We start from the raw sequence: 18260 nt of genomic DNA on the forward strand, positions 1-18260 counted from the left end.
GCCCGGCGCCCGGCGTTCCCCGGCCGACGCGCCCGCGCCGCCGTCTACGTGGTGTAGAGCGCCTCGATCTCGGCCGCGTAGTCCCGCGTCACCACGTTCCGCTTCAGCTTCAGCGACGGCGTCAGATGCCCCGACTCCTCGGTGAACTGGGTGGCCAGCACCCGGAACTTGCGCACCGACTCCGCCTTGGACACCGCCGCGTTCCCGTCGTCGACGGCCGTCCGGACCGCCGCCAGCAGGTCCGGGTCGTCCCGCAGCGCCGCCGCCGTCGACCCGGCGGGCTTGCCGTGCTCCGCGCACCAGCGGCCGAGGAACTCCTCGTCCAGGGTGATCAGCGCGGCCACGAACGGGCGCCCGTCGCCGACCACCATGCACTCCGCGACCAGCGCGTGCGCCCGGACCCGGTCCTCGATCACCGCCGGGGCCACGTTCTTGCCGCCCGCGGTGACGATGATCTCCTTCTTGCGGCCGGTGATCCGCAGATAGCCGTCCTCGTCGAGGGTCCCGAGGTCGCCGGTGTGGAACCAGCCGTCCGCCAGCGCCTCCGCCGTCGCCGCCGGGTTGTTCCAGTACTCCTTGAACAGGTGCTCGCCGTGCAGCAGCACCTCCCCGTCGTCCGCGATGCGCACCACCGAGCCGGGCAGCGGCTGGCCCACGGTGCCGATCTTCTGCCGGTCCCAGGGGTTGAAGGCGGTGGCCGCGCACGACTCGGTCAGGCCGTAGCCCTCCAGGACGGTGAAGCCGATGCCGCGGAAGAAGTGGCCGAGCCGCTCGCCCAGCGGGGCGCCGCCGGAGATGGCGTACTCGCCGCGCCCGCCGAGCACCGCGCGGAGCTTGCCGTAGACCAGCCGGTCGAAGACCCGGTGCCTGATCCGCAGCCCCAGGGAGGGGCCGGAGGGGCTGTCCAGCGCCCGGCTGTGGGCGATGGCCGTCTCGGCGGCCCGGTCGAAGATCCGCCCCTTGCCGTCGGCCTGCGCCTTGGCCCGCGCCGCGTTGTAGACCTTCTCGAAGACCCGCGGCACCCCGAGGATCAGGGTCGGCCGGAAGGCGGCCAGCTCGTCGGTGAGGTTGCGGATGTCCGGGACGCAGCCCAGCTTGATCGGCGCCATCATCGGCGCGATCTGCACCAGCCGGCCGAAGACGTGGGCCAGCGGCAGGAACAGCAGCACGGAGCACTCGTCGGTGCGGAACAGCGGGCGCAGCCGCTCGACGACGTTGCCGCACTCCGCGAAGAAGTTGCGGTGGGTGAGCACACAGCCCTTGGGGCGCCCGGTGGTGCCCGAGGTGTAGACGATGGTCGCCGTGTCGTCGGCCTTCGCGATGGAGCTGCGCTCCTCGACCGCCGCGTCGCTGACGTCCTGCCCGAGCCGCCCCAGCTCCGCCACGCCCCCGGCGTCGATCTGCCAGAGGTTCTTCAGCGCCGGGAGGTCCTCGCGCACCGACTCCACGGCGGCGGTGTGCCCGGCCGACTCCACGACGCAGGCCGTCGCGCCCGAGTCGCCGAGGATCCACCGGACCTGCTCCGCCGAGCTGGTCTCGTACACCGGCACGGTGACCGCGCCCGCGCTCCAGATCGCGAAGTCCAGCAGCGTCCACTCGTAGCGGGTCCGCGACATCAGGCCGACCCGGTCGCCCGGCTGGACCCCGGAGGCGATGAGCCCCTTGGCGGCGGAGCGCACCTCGGCGAGGAAGTCGCGGGCGGACACGTCCCGCCAGACCCCGTCCGCCTTCCGGGCGATGACGGCGACCTCGGGATGCTGCGCGGCGTTTCTGCGGACGATGTCGGTGAGGTTTCCGTCCGCGGGGATCTCGTACAGGGCCGGAAGGCTGAACTCGCGCAAGACTGCTGCTCCTCATAGGGCGCCGGCGCCACGACGTTGTGTGATGCGACGGTGTGTCCATGGCTCGGGCACGAGTGGACGGGCCGGACGTTACCCGCCGGTATGGCCTCTCCGACAGGGGGTCTCCGCGAGATGTTCGCCGCGTCACACGGTTGGGGTCTGCTTCGCGCACAGTAGTCGACACTTCGGGAGCCGAGCCAGTAACCGCAGGTCGGAACGGTCTGTTCAGCGGCTCCCGGCTCTGCCTAGGCTTGATCGCCATGGCACCCTCCTCCTCCCCGTCCGGCACCCGCACCACCCGGGTGCACGTGGTCAGCGACGTCCACGGCAACGCCCGTGACCTGGCCCGCGCCGGTGACGGCGCCGACGCCCTGATCTGCCTGGGCGACCTCGTCCTCTTCCTCGACTACGCCGACCACGCGCGCGGCATCTTCCCCGACCTGTTCGGGGTCGAGAACGCCGACCGCATCGTGGCGCTGCGCACCGCCCGCCGCTTCGCCGAGGCACGGGAGTTCGCGAGCGGGCTGTGGGCGGGGGTGGGCGGGGAGCGCGCCGGGCTGATCGAACGGGCGGTGCGCGGACAATACGCCGAGATGTTCGCCGCCTTCCCCACCCCGACGTACGCGACCTACGGCAATGTCGACATGCCGCCCCTGTGGCCGGAGTACGCCCGGCCCGGTACCACCGTGCTCGACGGCGAGCGGGTGGAGATCGGCGGCCGGGTCTTCGGCTTCGTCGGCGGCGGGCTGCGCACCCCGATGCGCACGCCGTACGAGATCGGGGACGAGGAGTACGCCGCGAAGATCGAGGCCGTCGGCGAGGTGGACGTGCTCTGCACCCACATCCCGCCCGAGGTACCGGAGTTGGTCTACGACACGGTGGCGCGCCGCTTCGAGCAGGGCAGCCGGGCCCTGCTGGACGCGATCCGCCGCACCCGGCCGCGCTACGCGCTGTTCGGGCACGTGCACCAGCCGCTGGCGCGGCGCATGCGGATCGGCCGGACCGAGTGCGTCAACGTCGGCCACTTCGCGGCCACGGGGAGGCCGTGGGTGCTGGAGTGGTGACGGCGGCGGCCGGACGGCGGGCGGTGGGAACGGTGACGGGGCGGGTGCCGTTCCCGGCGGGGGCCTCGCGGGGGCGGGGAGCTCCGCCGCATCCGGGGACCGGCGGAGCGGGACGCGGCCCCGGGCGGGTGCGATGCGTCGGGCGGGCGCGGCGCCCCGGGGCCGGGAACGACGCGCCGGGTGCCGCGAGTGCGGGGAACCCGCGGCGGGCCACGGACCGGGCCGTGCGGTCCGGGCCGTGCGGTCCGGGTCGTCGTCCCGGGGGAGCGGGAGCCGGGGCGGGGGCGGGCGGGGGACGCAGGGGCCGGGAGGGCGCCGGGAAGCGCGGCCCGGAGGGACGGCGGAGCGGTCCCGGGAGGGGCACGCGGGCCGGACGGGAGCGGGGCGGCCCGAAGCCCCGGGGCAGGTGGTGACATCCGGGGGGTCCGTGCGCGATAGCCTGCACGCGGCGCGCACGAGCGTCACGGCGGCGTGCGGCGGCGCACCGCGACGCACGGCCACCCCATCACACCCGTCCGCATCCGGAGGAGCCACGACGATGGCGGAACACACCAGTTCGAGCATTACCATCGAGGCGGCACCCGGCGCTGTCATGGCGGTGATCGCCGACTTCGCCCGGTACCCGGACTGGACCGGCGAGGTCAAGGAGGCCGAGGTCCTCGCGACCGACGACCGGGGCCGCGCCGAGCAGGTGCGCCTCGTCATGGACGCCGGGGCGATCAAGGACGACCAGACCCTCGCCTACACCTGGACCGGCGAGCACGAGGTCTCCTGGACGCTGGTCAAGTCCCAGATGCTGCGCTCCCTGGACGGCACCTACCTGCTCACCCCGTCCGGCACCGGCACCGAGGTCACCTACCGGCTGACCGTCGACGTCAAGATCCCGATGCTCGGCATGATCAAGCGCAAGGCCGAGAAGGTCATCATCGACCGCGCCCTCGCCGGGTTGAAGAAGCGCGTGGAGACGACCGCGAAGTAGCGCCCGCCCGCGCGGGTAGCGTTCACCCTCATGCGCACCCTCCTGATCACGGGCCCCGGCGGCAGCGGACGGACGACCGTGGCGGCCGCCACCGCGCTAGCCGCCGCCCGTGCGGGCACCCGCACCCTGCTCCTGGGCGCCGACCGCGACGACACCCTCGGCGCCGTCCTCGGGACGCCCACCGGACCGGCCCCGGCCACCGTCGCCCCCGGGCTGACCGCCTGGCGCCCCGACGCCGCGCAGGGCTTCCGGGACGACCTCGCCGCCCTCCAGGAACGCGCCGCCTCCGCCCTGGAACTGCTCGGCGCCGCCTGCCTCGACCCCGAGGAACTCACCCCCCTGCCCGGCGCCGACGAACTGGCCCTGCTGCGCGCCCTGCGCACCGCCGCCCCCGCCGGGGCCGGACCGGCGTACGACCTCCTCGTGGTCGACCTGCCGCCCGCCGCGCGCGCCCTCGCGCTGCTCGCCCTGCCCGGGGAGCTGCGCCGCTACCTGCGCCGCCTCCTCCCGGCCGAACGGCAGGCGGCCCGCGCCCTGCGCCCCGTCCTCGGGCGGCTCGCCGGGGTGCCGATGCCCACCGAGTCCTTCTACGAGGCCGCCGCCCGCTGGGACCTGGAGCTGGCCGCCACCGAGGCCGTCCTGGCCGACCCGGGCACCGTCGTCCGGCTGGTCGCCGAACCCGGCCCGGCCGGGGCCGACGCCGTGCGCACCGCCGCCCTCGGCCTCGCCCTGCACGGACTGCGCGCCGACCTGCTGGTCGCCAACCGCGTCCTGCCCGGGGACGGCCCGGCCGACGGCTGGCTCGCGGGGCCGGTGGCGCAGCAGCGCAAGGCCCTGGAGGAGTGGCAGGGCACCCACGCCGTGCACCGCGTCGCCCACCTCGGACGCGACCCCCGCGGCGCGGACGACCTCGCCGCGCTCGCCGCCGCCCCCGCCGTCGCGGACGGGGGAACGGGCACGGGCGCCGGCGGGGACGGCGCACCCGGGGCGGGGCGGATCGAGTGGCCGGTCACCGACCGGCTGGCCGGGGACGGCGTCCTGGTCTGGCACATCCCGCTCCCCGGCGCCCTGCGCGAGGAGCTGGACCTGATCCGGCGCGGCGACGAACTCGTCCTCACCGCGGGGCCGTTCCGGCGCATCGTCGCCCTGCCCTCCGCGCTGCGCCGCTGCACCGTCGACGGGGCCGCCCTCAGGGACGGCACCCTCACCGTCCGCTTCGCCCCGGACCCCCGGCTGTGGCCCCGGAGCCGGTGAACGCGGGGCGGCCGTTCGGGTACCGTCGTAAGGGCGAACCGTCATCAGGAGCCCGTCATGAGCGAAGACCTCCCCCCGTCCGAGGCGGACCGCCCGGACGGGACCGACCCGGCCCGGAACCGGCCGTCCGGACCGCCGGAGCCGTCGGGGGCGTCCGAGGGGCCCGGGGCGTCCGGGCCGCGGGAGCCGTCCGGGGCGTCCGGGCCGGCCGCGGCCTCCGCCCGGTCCGCCCGCGCCGACGGCGACGGGGCCCGAGCGACCGACGCCGACGCCTGGGCCACCGCCTGCGCCGAGGACCTGGAGGCCGAGCGGGCCCGCCGCCGGGCCGACCGGGGTGCGCCGCCCGGCTCCGCCGCCGAGGAGCTGCGGCGGCTCGTCGAGACCGTCGCCGACAAGCTCTCCGGCCTCCAGCCGCCGCCGTTCGGCCCGTTCGCCGGGCCCGCCGCCCAGCAGGTGGTCCGGCAGGTCGTCCAGCAGGCCAGGGCCGCCGTGGAGCCCGTCATCGAGCGCAACCCGGACGTCTTCGACCATCTCGCGGCGGCCGGGGGCGAGATCCTCGCCGCCTACCGCTCGGCCGTGCGCGGCCAGGAGGCCCGCTGGACCTCCGGGGAGGACCCCCGCGACACCCGCGACCCGGACGCCCGCGACGGGGACGGACCCGGCGGGGACGGGGACGACGGCGGGGACGACGGCACCGGTCCGGGCCGCCGCATCGACCTGGACTGACGCCCTCCGGCCCGCTCCCGGCCGCCCCGCCGGGGGCCGGCGAGGCGCCGTCCCGGCGTCTCTTCCGGCATGCCTCCGGCCCCCCCCGCCCGAGGTGCGGGGGGCCTGCGGAGGGCGCCCTCCCGGCGGCGGTGGCTCGGGTACGGTTGGCCGTAGCGGGCTCGACCGAACTGAGGGATTCATGGGACTCACCATCGGCGTCGACATCGGCGGCACGAAGATCGCGGCCGGCGTGGTCGACGAGGAAGGCACCATCCTCTCCACCTTCAAGGTGCCGACCCCCGGCACCCCCGAGGCCATCGTGGACGCCATCGCCTCGGCGGTGGAGGGCGCCCGCGCGGGGCACGAGATCGTCGGGGTGGGCATCGGCGCCGCGGGATACGTCGACCGCCAGCGGTCCACGGTCTACTTCGCGCCCAACATCGACTGGCGCCAGGAGCCGCTCAAGGAGAAGGTCGAGGCCCGCGTCGGCCTCCCCGTGGTCGTGGAGAACGACGCCAACGCCGCCGCCTGGGGCGAGTACCGCTTCGGCGCGGGCAAGGGCCACCGCAACGTCATCTGCATCACCCTCGGCACCGGCCTCGGCGGCGGCATCATCATCGGCAACAAGCTGCGGCGCGGGCACTTCGGCGTCGCCGCCGAGTTCGGCCACATCCGCATGGTTCCCGACGGCCTGCTCTGCGGCTGCGGCTCCCAGGGCTGCTGGGAGCAGTACGCCTCCGGCCGCGCCCTGGTGCGCTACGCCAGGCAGCGGGCCCGGGCCACCCCCGAGCGCGCCGAGCTGCTGCTCGGGCTGGGCGACGGCACCCCCGACGGCATCGAGGGCAAGCACATCTCCGTCGCCGCCCGCCAGGGCTGCCCGGTCGCCGTCGACTCCTACCGGGAGCTGGCCCGCTGGGCCGGGGCCGGACTCGCGGACCTGGCCTCGCTGTTCGACCCGTCCGCCTTCATCGTCGGCGGCGGCCTCTCGGACGAGGGCGAGCTGGTCCTCGACCCGATCCGCAAGTCGTACAAGCGCTGGCTGGTCGGCGGCACCTGGCGCCCCGTCGCCGAGGTCATCGCCGCGCGGCTGGGCAACAAGGCGGGGCTGGTCGGCGCGGCCGACCTGGCCCGGGAGCCCGACCCGATCATGTGACGGCCCGGGCCGCGCCCCGGGGCCCGTACCCCCGGGGCCCGCCCGGCCCCTTGCCTCGCGCCGTGCGCACCGGGCCCCCGTTTTCGCGGCCGTGCGCACCCGGCCTCCGGGCTCACGCCGGGGCGTGCCGGTGCCGCTGCGCGTCGGCCGCGTCCGGTCGCCCCGGTGTCCGCCGGGTGTGGCCGTGCCGGTCGGGTCCCGGTCCGGCGTGACCGTGCCGGTTGTCATCGGGTGGGACTGTGCCGGTGCCCGTCGGGTGCCTGGGCCTCCCGGTCTCCGCCGGGTGTGGCTGCCCCGGTGCCCATCGGGTGCACCTGGCCTCCGGGTTCCCGCCGGGGCGTGCCGGTGCCGCTGCGCGTCGGCCGCGTCCGGTCTCCCCGGTGTCCGCCGGGTGCGGCCGTGCCGGTCGGGTCCCGGTCCGGCGTGACCGTCCGGGGCCGTGGGGTGCGCCCGGCTCCGGCCTCCCGCACGGTGTGACCGTGCCGGTGCCCGTCGGACGCATCCGGCCTCGCGGCCTCCACCGGGCGTGGCCATGACTGCCCCCGTCGGGTGTGACCGGTCCCGGCGGTGCCTCGTCCCCGCCACGACCGTCCAGGACGCCCCGGCACCCGTACACCCACGCCCCCCGGCACGGTCCCGGTGCCCGTACCGCACGGCACCCCGCGGCGGCGCGCCGGCGTCCTGCCCGTCCGGAGCCACCGGCGCCGCAACGTCCGTGCCGCCGCCCCCGGGGCGACCCTCGCCGCCCCGCCGAGGAGCCCCCGCGCCTACGGCCGTACCGACCCCCCTGCCGTCGGCGCCGTGCCCGCCCCGGCGTCACCCATGTGCCCCGCGCCCGGCGTCACCGACGTGCCCGGCGTTCGTCCGGCGCCGATGTGACCGGCGTCGCCGCACCCGGCGTGACCAGCGGGTGCGGTGGGTGGACGCGGCGTAGATTGGCGCGCATGGCCATGTCCACGACCCTCCCCCCGCTCCCCAACTCCCGTACCGAGCCCGACGGTTCCGCGGTCGTCCGGGTGCTCAGCTACAACGTCCACTCGCTGCGCGACGACACCGGCGCGCTCGCCCGGGTCGTCGCCGCCTGCGCCCCCGATCTGGTCCTCCTCCAGGAGGCCCCCCGCTTCTTCCGCTGGCGCAAGAAGCTCGCCCGGCTCGCCGCGGCCTCCGGCCTGGTGATCCTCTCCGGGGGCGGCACGGCCGCCGGTCCGGCCCTGCTCTGCTCGCTGCGGGCCACCGTGGAGCGGACCGAGGACCTGCTGCTCCCGCTCGTCCCCGGGCGGCACCGCAGGGGTCTGGCCACGGCCGTGGTCCGGATCGGCGGCGCCCGGCTCGGCGTCGTCGGCTGCCACCTCTCCCTGGACCCGCGGGAGCGCCACGCGCAGGCCGGGCTGGTCCTCGACGCCCTCGCCGGGCTGGACGTGAAGCACGCCGTGGTGGGCGGCGACCTGAACGAGGCCCCCGGCGGCCCGGTCTTCGAGCGGTTCGGCGAGGAGCTGCGGGACTGCCGGACCGTCGCGCCCTGGGGCGGCGAGCACACCTTCACCCCGGCCGACCCCCGGCGGCGCGTGGACGCGGTCTTCGCCACGGAGGGCGTGGAGGTACTGGGCTGCGGGGTGCCGGCGGGGCTGCCCGGGGTGGCGGCGGACGATCTGCGGGCGGCCACGGACCATCTGCCGGTCCTGGCCGCCCTCCGCGTGCCCGCGGCCTGAGGCCGCGCCACCGGCGCCCGCCCGGCGGGAGGACGGGACCGCGCCCGGCTCCGGCCGGACGGCGGCGCGGCGGACCGGGGCCCGGCCCGCCGGGAGCGCGCACCCGACGCCGCCGGACCCGCCCCGCGCGGAGCGGGGGAGGGGGCGACGACAGGCTCTAGACCACGGCCCCGCGCCCCGGGTCCTCGTCGTCCTCGTCCGTGCGCATCCGCGTCACCAGCGTCGCGACGCCGCCGAGGAAGCCGCCGATGCTGAGCGTCGTCAGCCACCAGGTCATGTCCCAGGACAGCAGCACCGCCAGCAGCAGGAGCACCGGACCGCCGAGCACACCCAGCCAGGCGAACCGGTCGGTGGCGTCGCCACCGGCCATCGGGGGCGGCTCGGGCGGCACGAAGTGGCCCTCGTCGTCCTCGTCGAAGTCGTCCTCGGACGCCTCGGCCAGACTGTGGTCGCGCGGGCCGACCCCGGGCGCGAAGGCGATCGAGCTGCCCAGCGGCCGGGCCGCGGGCGACGGCTCCGGGTCGGGGTCCGGCTTCTCGTCGTTGGGCTCCGCCTCCAGCAGTGCCAGGTCCTCCACCGACTTGAAGGGCTTGGCGCCCGGCGGGTCCGGCGGCTCCTGCCCGTACCCGGCGACGATGGCCTGCCAGGCGGCGGCCTCGTCGAACGGCACGCCCTGGCCCGGGGCCGCCCCGTCCCGGCGCTCCCCGCTCTCCCGGTCCTCCCGGTCCTCGCGTTCGGACTCGTACTCAGCCACCTGCTGTCGTCCCTTCCTCACCGAGACCGGGCACCGGTTCCCCCACCGCACCGGGCGCGAGCCGGTCGATGAACGCGACGCTCCGCGCGAAGATCCGGTCCGCGTCATGGTCCAACGTCGCCACGTGGTAGCTCTGTTCCAGCAGGATCTCCGTCACGTCCGCCGACGACACCCGGCCCAGCACGCGCGCCGCGTCGGCCGGCGGCACCACATGGTCCCGCGGGCTGCGCATCAGCAGCAACGGCTGGGTCACCTGCGGCAGTTCGCCGTCGACCAGACGGAAGAACGAGCGCAGCGAGTACGCGGCGTGCAGCGGGACCCGGTCGTACCCCAGCTCCTCGGCCCCCGGCTTCGCGATGTCACTGGCGATGCCCCGCGTCGAGGGCAGCACATGGCGCAGCACCGGCAGTGCGTGCCGGGCCGCCCCGTGCATCCGGTTGGCCGGGTTGACCACCATCACGCCGCTCACCGCGTCCCCGTGCCGCGCGGCCAGCCGCAGCGCCAGGGTGCCGCCCATGGACAGCCCGGCCACGAAGACCCGGGCGCGGCGCTCGCGCAGGGCGCGCAGCTCCCGGTCCACCTCGGCGTACCAGTCCTGCCAGCCGGTGCGCTGCATGTCCTGCCAGCGGGTGCCGTGGCCCGGCAGCAGCGGCAGCGAGACGGTCAGACCGCGCGCCGCCAGGTACCGGGCCCAGGGGCGCAGGGACTGCGGGGAGCCGGTGAAGCCGTGGCAGAGGAGCACGCCGGTGTCACCGCCCTCGTGGCGGTACGGCTCGGCTCCGGGCAGGACCGGCACGGGTCGGTCTCCTGTCGTGGGGGGCCGGCGCAGCCGGCGCGGGGGTGCGGTACGTGCGGGTACTTCACCGTACGCGACGACACCGACACCGACCAGGGCCGTCGGGGCCATTGACGGTCCCCCGGGATAAGGTCGACCCACTCATACGGGAGGCATTCGGTTGTTGTACGGCACGATGAAGCTCACCATCGGGGGTTCGCTGAAGCTCGCCTTCCGCCCCTGGGTGGAGGGCCGCGAGCACATCCCGACCCACGGGCCCGCCATCCTGGCCAGCAACCACCTGTCCTTCTCCGACTCCTTCTTCCTCCCCGCCGTCCTGGACCGCAAGGTCACCTTCATCGCCAAGGCGGAGTACTTCAACACCCCCGGCGTCAAGGGCAGGCTGACGGCGGCGTTCTTCAAGGGCGTCGGCCAGCTCCCGGTGGACCGCTCGGGGGCCCGGGGCGCGGGGGAGGCCGCCATCAGGAGCGGCATCGAGGTCCTGGAGCACGGCGAGCTGTTCGGCATCTACCCGGAGGGCACCCGCTCCCCGGACGGGCGCCTCTACCGGGGCAAGCCCGGCGGCCTCGCCCGGGTGGCGCTCGCGACGGGCGCGCCGGTCATCCCCGTCGCCATGATCGACACCGAGAAGATCCAGCCGCCGGGGAAGGTCGTGCCCAAGCTGATGCGGCCCGGCATCCGCATCGGCCGCCCCCTCGACTTCAGCCGCTACCAGGGCATGGAGCACGACCGCTTCGTCCTGCGGGCGCTGACCGACGAGGTCATGTACGAGATCATGAAGCTCTCCGGCCAGGAGTACGTCGACGTGTACGCGACCGCGATGAAGCGGCAGCTCATGGAGGCGGCGAAGGCCGACAGGGAGGCCGGCCGGGCGGAGAAGGACGCCGGCCGGGGGGCCCGGGCGTCGCTCGCCCGGGAGGAGCGGGACCGGCCCGGGCGGTAGCGCCGGGGCGGGGCACAGCGAGGAGCGGGGACGGGGGGCGGGGCGGATGGCCGGTCGCGCGAAGGTCATGAGGATGTCGGTCGAGCTGCCGCTGTGGCGCGCGCTCGCCGGGTACCGCGTGCTCACCATGCTGTACGCCATCGGCTTCTTCGCCACCGCCCACTCCGGCTTCGCCCGCCCCTGGCCGGCCGTCGGCTACTACGCCGTCCTCCTCGTCTGGACCCTCGCCACCCTGCCCCGCGTCGCCAACGCGGCGAGCTGCACCAAGCGGTTCCTCGCCGCCGACCTGACCGTCGCGCTCACCGGCATCCTCCTGACCCCCTTCACCGACGACCCGGAGCGGGTCATGGGGGGCGGCCCGACCCTGCCGTCGATATGGACCGCCGGTTCGGTGCTGGCCTTCGCCCTCAAGGGCGGCTGGCGCTGGGCGGCCCTGGCCTCCACCCTGGTCGCCGCCGCCAACCTGGCCGAGCGCGGCACCCCCGCCCGCGACACCCTGCACAACGTCCTCCTCGTCTGGATCGCCTCCATCGCCATCGGCTACGTCGTCGAGGTCGCCCGCGCCTCCGAGCGCACCCTCGCCCGCGCCCTGGAGATCGAGGCGGCGACCAGGGAGCGGGAGCGGCTCGCCCGGGACATCCACGACGGGGTGCTCCAGGTGCTGGCGATGGTGCAGCGGCGCGGCGCCGTCATCGGCGGCGAGGCGGCCGAGCTGGGCCGGATGGCGGGGGAGCAGGAGGTCGCGCTGCGCACCCTGGTCTCCGGCGGGCTGGTGCCCGTCTCCCGGGTCTCCGAGGACAGCGCCGACGGCGCGGTGGTCCGCGTGGTGGAGGAGCCGGAGGAGGGCGCCCCGGACGCCCCCGTGGACCTGCGCGCGCTGCTCGCCCCGTACGCCGGTGCCCGGGTGCACCTGGCCGAGCCGGGAGCCCCGGTGCCGATGGCCCCGGCGGCGGCGCGGGAGCTGGCCGCCGCCGTCGGCGCCGCCCTGGACAACGTCCGCCGCCACGTGGGCGCGGACGCCCGCGCCTGGCTGCTGGTCGAGGACGAGCCGGACGGGGTGGTCGTCACCGTCCGGGACGAGGGCCCCGGCATCCCCGAGGGGCGGCTCGCGGAGGCGGAGGGCGAGGGGCGGCTCGGCGTGGCCCAGTCCATCCGGGGGCGGCTGCGGGATCTCGGCGGCACCGCCGAGCTGATCTCGGTGCCCGGCCAGGGCACGGAGGTCGAACTGAGGGTCCCCAGGAGGACCTGAGGGCGCGGCGGCGGCCGGGCCCGCGGCCGGCGGCGGCGCGGGCACACGTGCGGCGCGGGCACGCGGGCGCGCGGAAGGACCGAAGGCATCGACGAACACCGGCGGCATCCCCGTCCGGGGGAAGGCAGCGGACCATGAGTGAAGAGCAGCGGCCGATCAGGGTCATGGTCGTCGACGACCACCCGATGTGGCGCGACGCGGTCGCCCGCGACCTGGCCGAGTCCGGCTTCGAGGTGGTCGCCACGGCGGGCGACGGCGACCAGGCGGTGCGCCGCGCCCTGGCGGCCCGGCCCGAGGTCCTCGTCCTCGACCTCAACCTGCCCGGCAAGCCCGGCGCGCAGGTCTGCAAGGAGGCCGTCGGCGCCGATCCCTCGCTGCGCGTCCTGGTGCTCTCCGCCAGCGGTGAGCACGCCGACGTGCTGGAGGCGGTCAAGTCCGGCGCCACCGGCTACCTCCTGAAGTCGGCCTCCACCGAGGAGCTCCAGGACGCGGTGCGCCGCACGGCCGCCGGGGACCCGGTCTTCACCCCCGGACTGGCCGGGCTGGTCCTCGGCGAGTACCGCCGCCTCGCCTCGGAGCCGGCCCCGGCGTCCGGCACCGGTGAGCCGGGCGCCCCCCGGCTCACCGACCGGGAGACCGAGGTACTGCGGCTGGTCGCCAAGGGCCTGAGCTACAAGCAGATCGCGGAACGCCTGGTGATCTCCCACCGCACCGTGCAGAACCACGTCCAGAACACCCTGGGCAAGCTCCAGCTGCACAACCGGGTGGAGCTGGTCCGCTACGCGATAGAGCGCGGGCTCGACACCGACTGAGCCCGGCCGCCCGCCGCCCCCGGCTGCCGCCCAGGGCACCGCCCACGGCGCAGCCAGGCTCGCCTCGCCCCTGTACACCGGGCACGGCCCCCGGCGGTCCCCGCCCGCGCTCCCGGCCCGGCCGCCGCCCATGGCGCCGCCCGGCCTGCCCCGCCACACCGGGCACCCTCCCCGCGCCGTCCGGCCCGCCCCTGTACACCGGGCACGGCCCCCGGCGGTCCCGGCCGCGCTCCCGCTCCGGCACCGCCCGGCCCCCGTGCGCCGGGCAGGCCCGTCCCGGTACCGCTCGCGCCTGCGCACCGGACACGCCGCTCGGCATTCCGGCGCGCGCCCGTGCCGGGCACACCAGGTGGGTCCGTCCGGCCACGGTCCGTCCGGCCGCGGTCCGTGCCCCGTCCCGCCGGGCGCGCCCGGCGCCCCGGTCCGTCCGGCGGTGGCGGGCCGCGCGCCGTATATTCGGGCCCGGGTCCGGGCGGCCGTCCGGACCGACCGGCGATCCGGGAGTGTCCGTGGAGATCCTCGCCTTCGGCGTGCAGGCCGATGAGAAGCCCCTGATCGAGCGGGCGTTCCTCGGCCTGGAGGAGATCCGCTGCCTGGACGTCTTCCTCACCGAGGACACCGCCCCCATCGCGGCCGGCCACGAGATCGTCTCCTCGTCCGTCAACTCCGTTCTCGGCGCCCCGGTGCTGGAGATGCTCGCGGCCGGGGGTACCCGGCTGATCGCCCAGCGCTCCACCGGCTTCAACAACATCGACCTGGCCGCGGCCGAGCGGCTCGGGCTGACCGTCGCACGGGTCTCGTACTACTCCCCGTTCTCGGTCGCCGAGTTCGCCTGGACCCTCGCGATGGCCGTCAACCGCCGCATCGTGCGGGCCTCCAACCGCACCCGCGACTTCGACTTCCGGCTCGACGGGCTGATGGGGCGCGACCTGTACGGCCGCACCGCCGGGGTGCTCGGCACCGGGAAGATCGGCGAGGCGTTCGCCCGGATCGCCCACGGCTTCGGCATGCGCCTGCTCGGCTGGGACGTCGCCGAGAACCCCGCCTGCGCCGCGCTCGGCATGGAGTACGTCCCGAGGGAGCGGCTGCTCGCCGAGTCCGACCTGATCACCCTGCACGTCCCGCTGACGCCCGAGACCCGGCACCTGATCGACGCCGCCGCGCTGAAGTCGATGAAGGACGACGCCATCCTCATCAACTCCAGCCGCGGCGGACTGGTCGACGCCGCCGCCCTGGTCGGGGAACTGCGCGCGGGCCGCTTCACCGGGGTCGGCCTGGACGTGTACGAGGCGGAGGCGGGCCTGTTCTACCTCGACAGGTCCCTGCAGCCCGTCGAGGACGACACCCTGGCCCGCCTGGTCACCTTCCCCAACGTCCTGGTCACCTCCCACCAGGCGTACTACACCCGGGACGCCGTCGGCCAGATCATCGACGCCACCGTGCGCAACGTCGCGGACTACCGGGCCGGGCGCCGCTCGGAGAACGTGCTGGTGCCGCGCGCCTGACCGGCCAGCTCCCGCACCAGCGCCGCCCCGCCGAGCGTCAGCACCGACTCGGGGTGGAACTGCGTCCCGGCGAACCCGGGCCCGCGCAGCGCGTGCACCTCGTGGCCCGCGCTCCGGCTGACCTCGACGCCCCGCGCGGCCAGCGCGGCGGCCCGCCCGTCGTCGCAGCGGGCCACGAAGCTGTTGTAGAAGCCGACCGTCTCCGGCCGTCCGAACAGGTCGATCTCCGTCTGCGCCCCCTGGTACGGCACCTCCTTGCGGACGATGTCCAGCCCCAGTTCGGCCGCGATCAGCTCGTGCCCGAGGCAGACCCCGAGGAGCCCGTGCCGGTGCTCCCGCAGCGCCTCGGCGGTCAGCGCCCGCAGCAGGCGCATCCTCGGGTCGGCGGCGTCCGCCGGATCGCCGGGTCCGGGCCCGAGCACGAGGAGCCCGTGGTGCCCGCGCACCGCCCCGCGCAGTCCCGGCTCGTCGTGGCGCCGGACGTCCACCGCGTACCCGGCCGAGCGCAGCAGGTGCGCGAGCATCGCCGTGAAGGTGTCCTCCGCGTCCACCACCAGGGCGTGCCCGGCGTCCGCCGGCACCGGCTCCCGCATCCGCAGCCAGAACGGCGCCAGTGCCGCCCGGCGCCCGTCCAGCGCCGCCCGCACCCGGGGGTCGTCGGCCGGCCGGGGCCGGGCCGCCCCGGTCCGGGGCCGCGCGGGGCGCGCCCCCAGCGCCGCCAGCACCCCGGCCGCCTTGGCGTGCGTCTCCGCGACCTCGCCGGCCGGGTCCGAGCCGCGCACCAGGGTCGCGCCGACCGGCACCCGCAGCCGCCCGGCGGCGTCGATGTCGGCGGTGCGGATGAGGATGGGGGAGTCGAGGGTCTGGGCGCCGCCCGCGTCCCGCCCGAGCAGCGCCAGCGCCCCGGCGTAGTAGCCGCGGCCCCCGCTCTCGTGCCGTTCGATGACCCGGCAGGCGTTCTGCACCGGCGAGCCGGTCACCGTCGCCGCGAACAGGGTGCGCCGCAGCACCTCGCGCACGTCCAGCGAGGACCGGCCGCGCAGTTCGTACTCGGTGTGCGCGAGGTGCGCCATCTCCCGCAGCCGCGGCCCGACGACGACCCCGCCCATGTCCCCGACGTCGCACATCATCTTCAGCTCCTCGTCGACCACCATCGAGAGCTCCTCGATCTCCTTGGCGTCGGCGAGGAACTCCAGCAGGTGCTCCGGGGAGGGGTCCGAGGCGGGATAGCGGTAGGTGCCGCTGATGGGGTTCATCACGACCGTCCCGCCGGACATCCGCACGTGCGCCTCGGGGCTCGCCCCCACCAGCGTCCGCTCCCCGGTGTGCACGACGAACGTCCAGTACGCGCCCCGCTCGGTCTCCAGCAGCCGCCGGAACAGGGCCAGCGCGTCGGCCCGCCCGAAGCCCGGGACGGTGCCCCGGTACGTGCGCCGGATCACGAAGTTGGCGCCCTCGCCCCGGCCGATCTCCTCCTCCAGCACCCGGCGCACGATCGCGGCGTACTCCTCGTCGCCGGTGTCGAAGCCGCCGTCCTCGACGCGCACCGCGTGCGCCGGGAGCGCGTCGAGCGCCTCGGCCAGCGGCACCTCGTGCCGTTCCTCGGGGGTGAGCACCAGCAGCGGCGTGCCGTCGTCGCGGACGTCGAAGCCGCGCTCGCGGATCTGCCGGAAGGGGACGAGGGCCAGCCCCTCGTCGGGCAGCGACGCCAGCCGGGCGTGCTCGGTGACCGGGCCGGTCAGCAGCTCCACCACGTCGTGGTCGCGGCCGGGGGAGCGGCGGCGCAGCAGGGCGAACGGCCGGGTGCCGGTCGCGAGGGTGTCGAGCGGGTTCATGTGATCCTGGTCCTTCTCGTCGTGGAGGAGAGGGACGGTCCCGGCCGCGGAAACACCGAAGGCCGCCCCTCGGGGCGGCCTTCGCGAAAGTCGTGCGTACGCGCAGTCAGTGGGCCGCCGGATGAGCGGTCCACCACCAGGAACGGGTCGAGTGCGCGAACATGGCGGGCAGCGTACACGACCGGGCGGGTGACATGTCGTGACGGGCCGTGCCCGGACGGTGCCGTCTCACGGACTGGGCGGGCGGCGGTGCACCCCCGCCGACCGCGTACTGTTTGGAGGGTGACCGTCAACGCTGATTCCCGAAGTGTCGCCGCCGAGGCGACGTGGCGAAGCCTGCCTGCGGCGCAGCAGCCCGAGTACCCGGACGCCGAGGCCCTGCGCGATGTGATCGCCGAGCTGGGCACCTATCCCCCGCTGGTCTTCGCCGGTGAGTGCGACCAGTTGCGCGGACGGATGGCCGCGGTGGCCCGGGGCGAGGCGTTCCTGCTCCAGGGCGGTGACTGCGCGGAGTCGTTCGACGCGGTGTCGGCCGAGCACATCCGGGCCAAGCTGAAGACGCTGCTCCAGATGGGCGCCGTCCTCACCTACGCCGCGTCCGTGCCCGTGGTGAAGGTCGGCCGGATCGCCGGCCAGTACTCCAAGCCGCGCTCCAAGCCCACCGAGACCCGCGACGGCGTGACCCTGCCGACCTACCGCGGCGACTCGGTCAACGGCTTCGCGTTCACCGAGGCCGAGCGGGTGCCCGACCCGCAGCGGCTCAAGCGGATGTACCACGCCTCGGCCTCGACGCTGAACCTGGTGCGCGCCTTCACCACCGGCGGCTACGCCGACCTGCGCCAGGTGCACGCCTGGAACCAGGACTTCGTGAAGTCCTCCCCGTCCGGCCAGCGCTACGAGCAGCTCGCCCGGGAGATCGACAACGCGCTGCACTTCATGCGGGCCTGCGGCACCGACCCGGAGGAGTTCCGGACCGTCGAGTTCTTCGCCTCCCACGAGGCGCTGCTCCTCGACTACGAGTCCGCGCTGACCCGCGTCGACTCGCGCACCGGGAACCTGTACGACGTCTCCGGGCACATGGTGTGGATCGGTGAGCGCACCCGGCAGCTCGACCACGCGCACATCGAGTTCGCCTCCCGGATCAGCAACCCGATCGGCATCAAGCTCGGCCCCAGCACCACGGCCGAGGAGGCGCTGCAGTACGTCGAGCGCCTCGACCCCGACCGCGAGCCCGGCCGGCTGACCTTCATCGTCCGCATGGGCGCCGACAAGGTCCGCGACAAGCTCCCCGAGCTGGTCGAGAAGGTCACCGCGTCCGGCGCGGTGGTGGCCTGGGTGACGGACCCGATGCACGGCAACACCTTCGAGGCGGCCTCCGGTCACAAGACCCGGCGCTTCGACGACGTGCTCGACGAGGTCAAGGGCTTCTTCGAGGTCCACAAGGGCCTCGGCACCCACCCGGGCGGCATCCACGTGGAGCTGACCGGCGACGACGTCACCGAGTGCGTGGGCGGCGGCGACGAGATCTTCGTCGACGACCTGCACCAGCGCTACGAGACGGCCTGCGACCCGCGGCTCAACCGCAGCCAGTCGCTGGACCTGGCGTTCCTCGTCGCGGAGATGTACCGGGACCAGTGAGGCCCGGCCCGTGCGCGCCC

The 18260-nt window shown here is 75.6% G+C and carries 16 protein-coding genes; 11 read left to right on the top strand and 5 right to left on the bottom strand.

Features of this window, described 5'->3' with window-relative positions; genetic code table 11:
• Window positions 1–44: 44 nt before the first annotated feature.
• The gene (locus tag ACZ7LB_RS01785) at window positions 45–1841 is read right to left on the bottom strand and encodes an AMP-dependent synthetase/ligase (RefSeq protein WP_471464831.1); all 1797 of its coding nucleotides are present in this window, start codon (window positions 1839–1841) and stop codon (window positions 45–47) included.
• Window positions 1842–2101: 260 nt separating this feature from the next.
• Here ACZ7LB_RS01785 and ACZ7LB_RS01790 point away from each other — a divergent pair, with 260 nt between their 5' ends.
• The 6 genes from ACZ7LB_RS01790 (at window position 2102) to ACZ7LB_RS01815 (ending at window position 8708) form a co-directional block, all read left to right on the top strand.
• On the top strand, window positions 2102–2905 hold the full coding sequence (locus ACZ7LB_RS01790) for a metallophosphoesterase family protein (protein WP_471464833.1): 804 nt from the start codon (window positions 2102–2104) through the stop codon (window positions 2903–2905).
• Window positions 2906–3443: 538 nt separating this feature from the next.
• On the top strand, window positions 3444–3884 hold the full coding sequence (locus tag ACZ7LB_RS01795) for an SRPBCC family protein (RefSeq protein ID WP_161225143.1): 441 nt from the start codon (window positions 3444–3446) through the stop codon (window positions 3882–3884).
• Window positions 3885–3914: 30 nt separating this feature from the next.
• On the top strand, window positions 3915–5138 hold the full coding sequence (locus ACZ7LB_RS01800) for an ArsA family ATPase (RefSeq protein ID WP_471464835.1): 1224 nt from the start codon (window positions 3915–3917) through the stop codon (window positions 5136–5138).
• A 57-nt stretch (window positions 5139–5195) separates the two neighbouring features.
• Window positions 5196–5864, top strand: coding sequence for a DUF5304 family protein (locus tag ACZ7LB_RS01805; RefSeq protein WP_471464837.1), 669 nt, complete (start codon window positions 5196–5198; stop codon window positions 5862–5864).
• Window positions 5865–6045: 181 nt separating this feature from the next.
• Entirely contained in the window at window positions 6046–6999 is a 954-nt protein-coding gene (locus ACZ7LB_RS01810; RefSeq protein ID WP_471464839.1) for an ROK family glucokinase, read from the top strand.
• Between the two features lie 950 nt (window positions 7000–7949).
• Window positions 7950–8708 (top strand): endonuclease/exonuclease/phosphatase family protein, encoded by a 759-nt coding sequence (locus ACZ7LB_RS01815; RefSeq protein ID WP_471465109.1) that lies wholly within the window; start codon window positions 7950–7952, stop codon window positions 8706–8708.
• Window positions 8709–8865: 157 nt separating this feature from the next.
• On the opposite strand, the gene ACZ7LB_RS01820 is transcribed toward ACZ7LB_RS01815, so the two are convergent.
• Both ACZ7LB_RS01820 and ACZ7LB_RS01825 read right to left on the bottom strand, forming a co-directional pair.
• Entirely contained in the window at window positions 8866–9462 is a 597-nt protein-coding gene (locus ACZ7LB_RS01820; RefSeq protein WP_471464841.1) for a hypothetical protein, read from the bottom strand.
• Window positions 9455–10258, bottom strand: a complete 804-nt coding sequence (locus tag ACZ7LB_RS01825; RefSeq protein ID WP_471464843.1) for an alpha/beta hydrolase — start codon at window positions 10256–10258, stop codon at window positions 9455–9457. Before ACZ7LB_RS01825 ends, ACZ7LB_RS01820 begins: the two co-directional genes overlap by 8 nt.
• A 175-nt stretch (window positions 10259–10433) precedes the next feature.
• On the opposite strand from ACZ7LB_RS01825, the gene ACZ7LB_RS01830 reads away from it, so the two are divergent.
• The 4 genes from ACZ7LB_RS01830 (at window position 10434) to ACZ7LB_RS01845 (ending at window position 14767) form a co-directional block, all read left to right on the top strand.
• Window positions 10434–11201, top strand: coding sequence for a lysophospholipid acyltransferase family protein (locus tag ACZ7LB_RS01830; RefSeq protein ID WP_471465110.1), 768 nt, complete (start codon window positions 10434–10436; stop codon window positions 11199–11201).
• Window positions 11202–11247: 46 nt separating this feature from the next.
• Window positions 11248–12450 carry a MacS family sensor histidine kinase gene (macS, locus tag ACZ7LB_RS01835; protein ID WP_471464845.1) on the top strand — a complete coding sequence of 401 codons (1203 nt, stop codon included), beginning with the start codon at window positions 11248–11250 and terminating at the stop codon, window positions 12448–12450.
• Window positions 12451–12584: 134 nt separating this feature from the next.
• Window positions 12585–13262 (top strand): response regulator, encoded by a 678-nt coding sequence (locus tag ACZ7LB_RS01840; protein WP_471464847.1) that lies wholly within the window; start codon window positions 12585–12587, stop codon window positions 13260–13262.
• A 509-nt stretch (window positions 13263–13771) separates the two neighbouring features.
• Window positions 13772–14767, top strand: coding sequence for a 2-hydroxyacid dehydrogenase (locus ACZ7LB_RS01845; protein WP_471465111.1), 996 nt, complete (start codon window positions 13772–13774; stop codon window positions 14765–14767).
• On the opposite strand, the gene ACZ7LB_RS01850 is transcribed toward ACZ7LB_RS01845, so the two are convergent.
• Together ACZ7LB_RS01850 and ACZ7LB_RS01855 are read right to left on the bottom strand one after the other, a co-directional pair.
• The gene (locus ACZ7LB_RS01850) at window positions 14719–16602 is read right to left on the bottom strand and encodes an anthranilate synthase family protein (RefSeq protein WP_471464849.1); all 1884 of its coding nucleotides are present in this window, start codon (window positions 16600–16602) and stop codon (window positions 14719–14721) included. The genes ACZ7LB_RS01845 and ACZ7LB_RS01850 overlap by 49 nt on opposite strands.
• Before the next feature lie 106 nt (window positions 16603–16708).
• Complete coding sequence (locus ACZ7LB_RS01855; protein WP_471464851.1) at window positions 16709–16798, bottom strand: trp operon leader peptide; 90 nt, start codon at window positions 16796–16798, stop codon at window positions 16709–16711.
• 86 nt (window positions 16799–16884) lie between these two features.
• Between ACZ7LB_RS01855 and ACZ7LB_RS01860 the strand changes: the two genes are divergently transcribed.
• Window positions 16885–18240: a class II 3-deoxy-7-phosphoheptulonate synthase gene (locus tag ACZ7LB_RS01860; protein ID WP_471464853.1), complete on the top strand. Its 1356-nt coding sequence runs from the start codon at window positions 16885–16887 to the stop codon at window positions 18238–18240.
• The last annotated feature ends 20 nt before the right edge of the window (window positions 18241–18260 follow it).

The organism is Streptomyces sp. NPDC107521, assembly GCF_055598485.1.

What these genes read in the sequence shown, in the direction of transcription:
- ACZ7LB_RS01790 (WP_471464833.1), top strand. Translation starts at nt 2,102, where the DNA reads ATGGCACCCTCCTCCTCCCCGTCCGGCACCCGCACCACCCGGGTGCAC.
- ACZ7LB_RS01795 (WP_161225143.1), top strand. Translation starts at nt 3,444, where the DNA reads ATGGCGGAACACACCAGTTCGAGCATTACCATCGAGGCGGCACCCGGC.
- ACZ7LB_RS01800 (WP_471464835.1), top strand. Translation starts at nt 3,915, where the DNA reads ATGCGCACCCTCCTGATCACGGGCCCCGGCGGCAGCGGACGGACGACC.
- ACZ7LB_RS01805 (WP_471464837.1), top strand. Translation starts at nt 5,196, where the DNA reads ATGAGCGAAGACCTCCCCCCGTCCGAGGCGGACCGCCCGGACGGGACC.
- ACZ7LB_RS01810 (WP_471464839.1), top strand. Translation starts at nt 6,046, where the DNA reads ATGGGACTCACCATCGGCGTCGACATCGGCGGCACGAAGATCGCGGCC.
- ACZ7LB_RS01815 (WP_471465109.1), top strand. Translation starts at nt 7,950, where the DNA reads ATGTCCACGACCCTCCCCCCGCTCCCCAACTCCCGTACCGAGCCCGAC.
- ACZ7LB_RS01830 (WP_471465110.1), top strand. Translation starts at nt 10,434, where the DNA reads ATGAAGCTCACCATCGGGGGTTCGCTGAAGCTCGCCTTCCGCCCCTGG.
- macS (WP_471464845.1), top strand. Translation starts at nt 11,248, where the DNA reads ATGGCCGGTCGCGCGAAGGTCATGAGGATGTCGGTCGAGCTGCCGCTG.
- ACZ7LB_RS01840 (WP_471464847.1), top strand. Translation starts at nt 12,585, where the DNA reads ATGAGTGAAGAGCAGCGGCCGATCAGGGTCATGGTCGTCGACGACCAC.
- ACZ7LB_RS01850 (WP_471464849.1), bottom strand. Translation starts at nt 16,602, where the DNA reads ATGAACCCGCTCGACACCCTCGCGACCGGCACCCGGCCGTTCGCCCTG.
- ACZ7LB_RS01855 (WP_471464851.1), bottom strand. Translation starts at nt 16,798, where the DNA reads ATGTCACCCGCCCGGTCGTGTACGCTGCCCGCCATGTTCGCGCACTCG.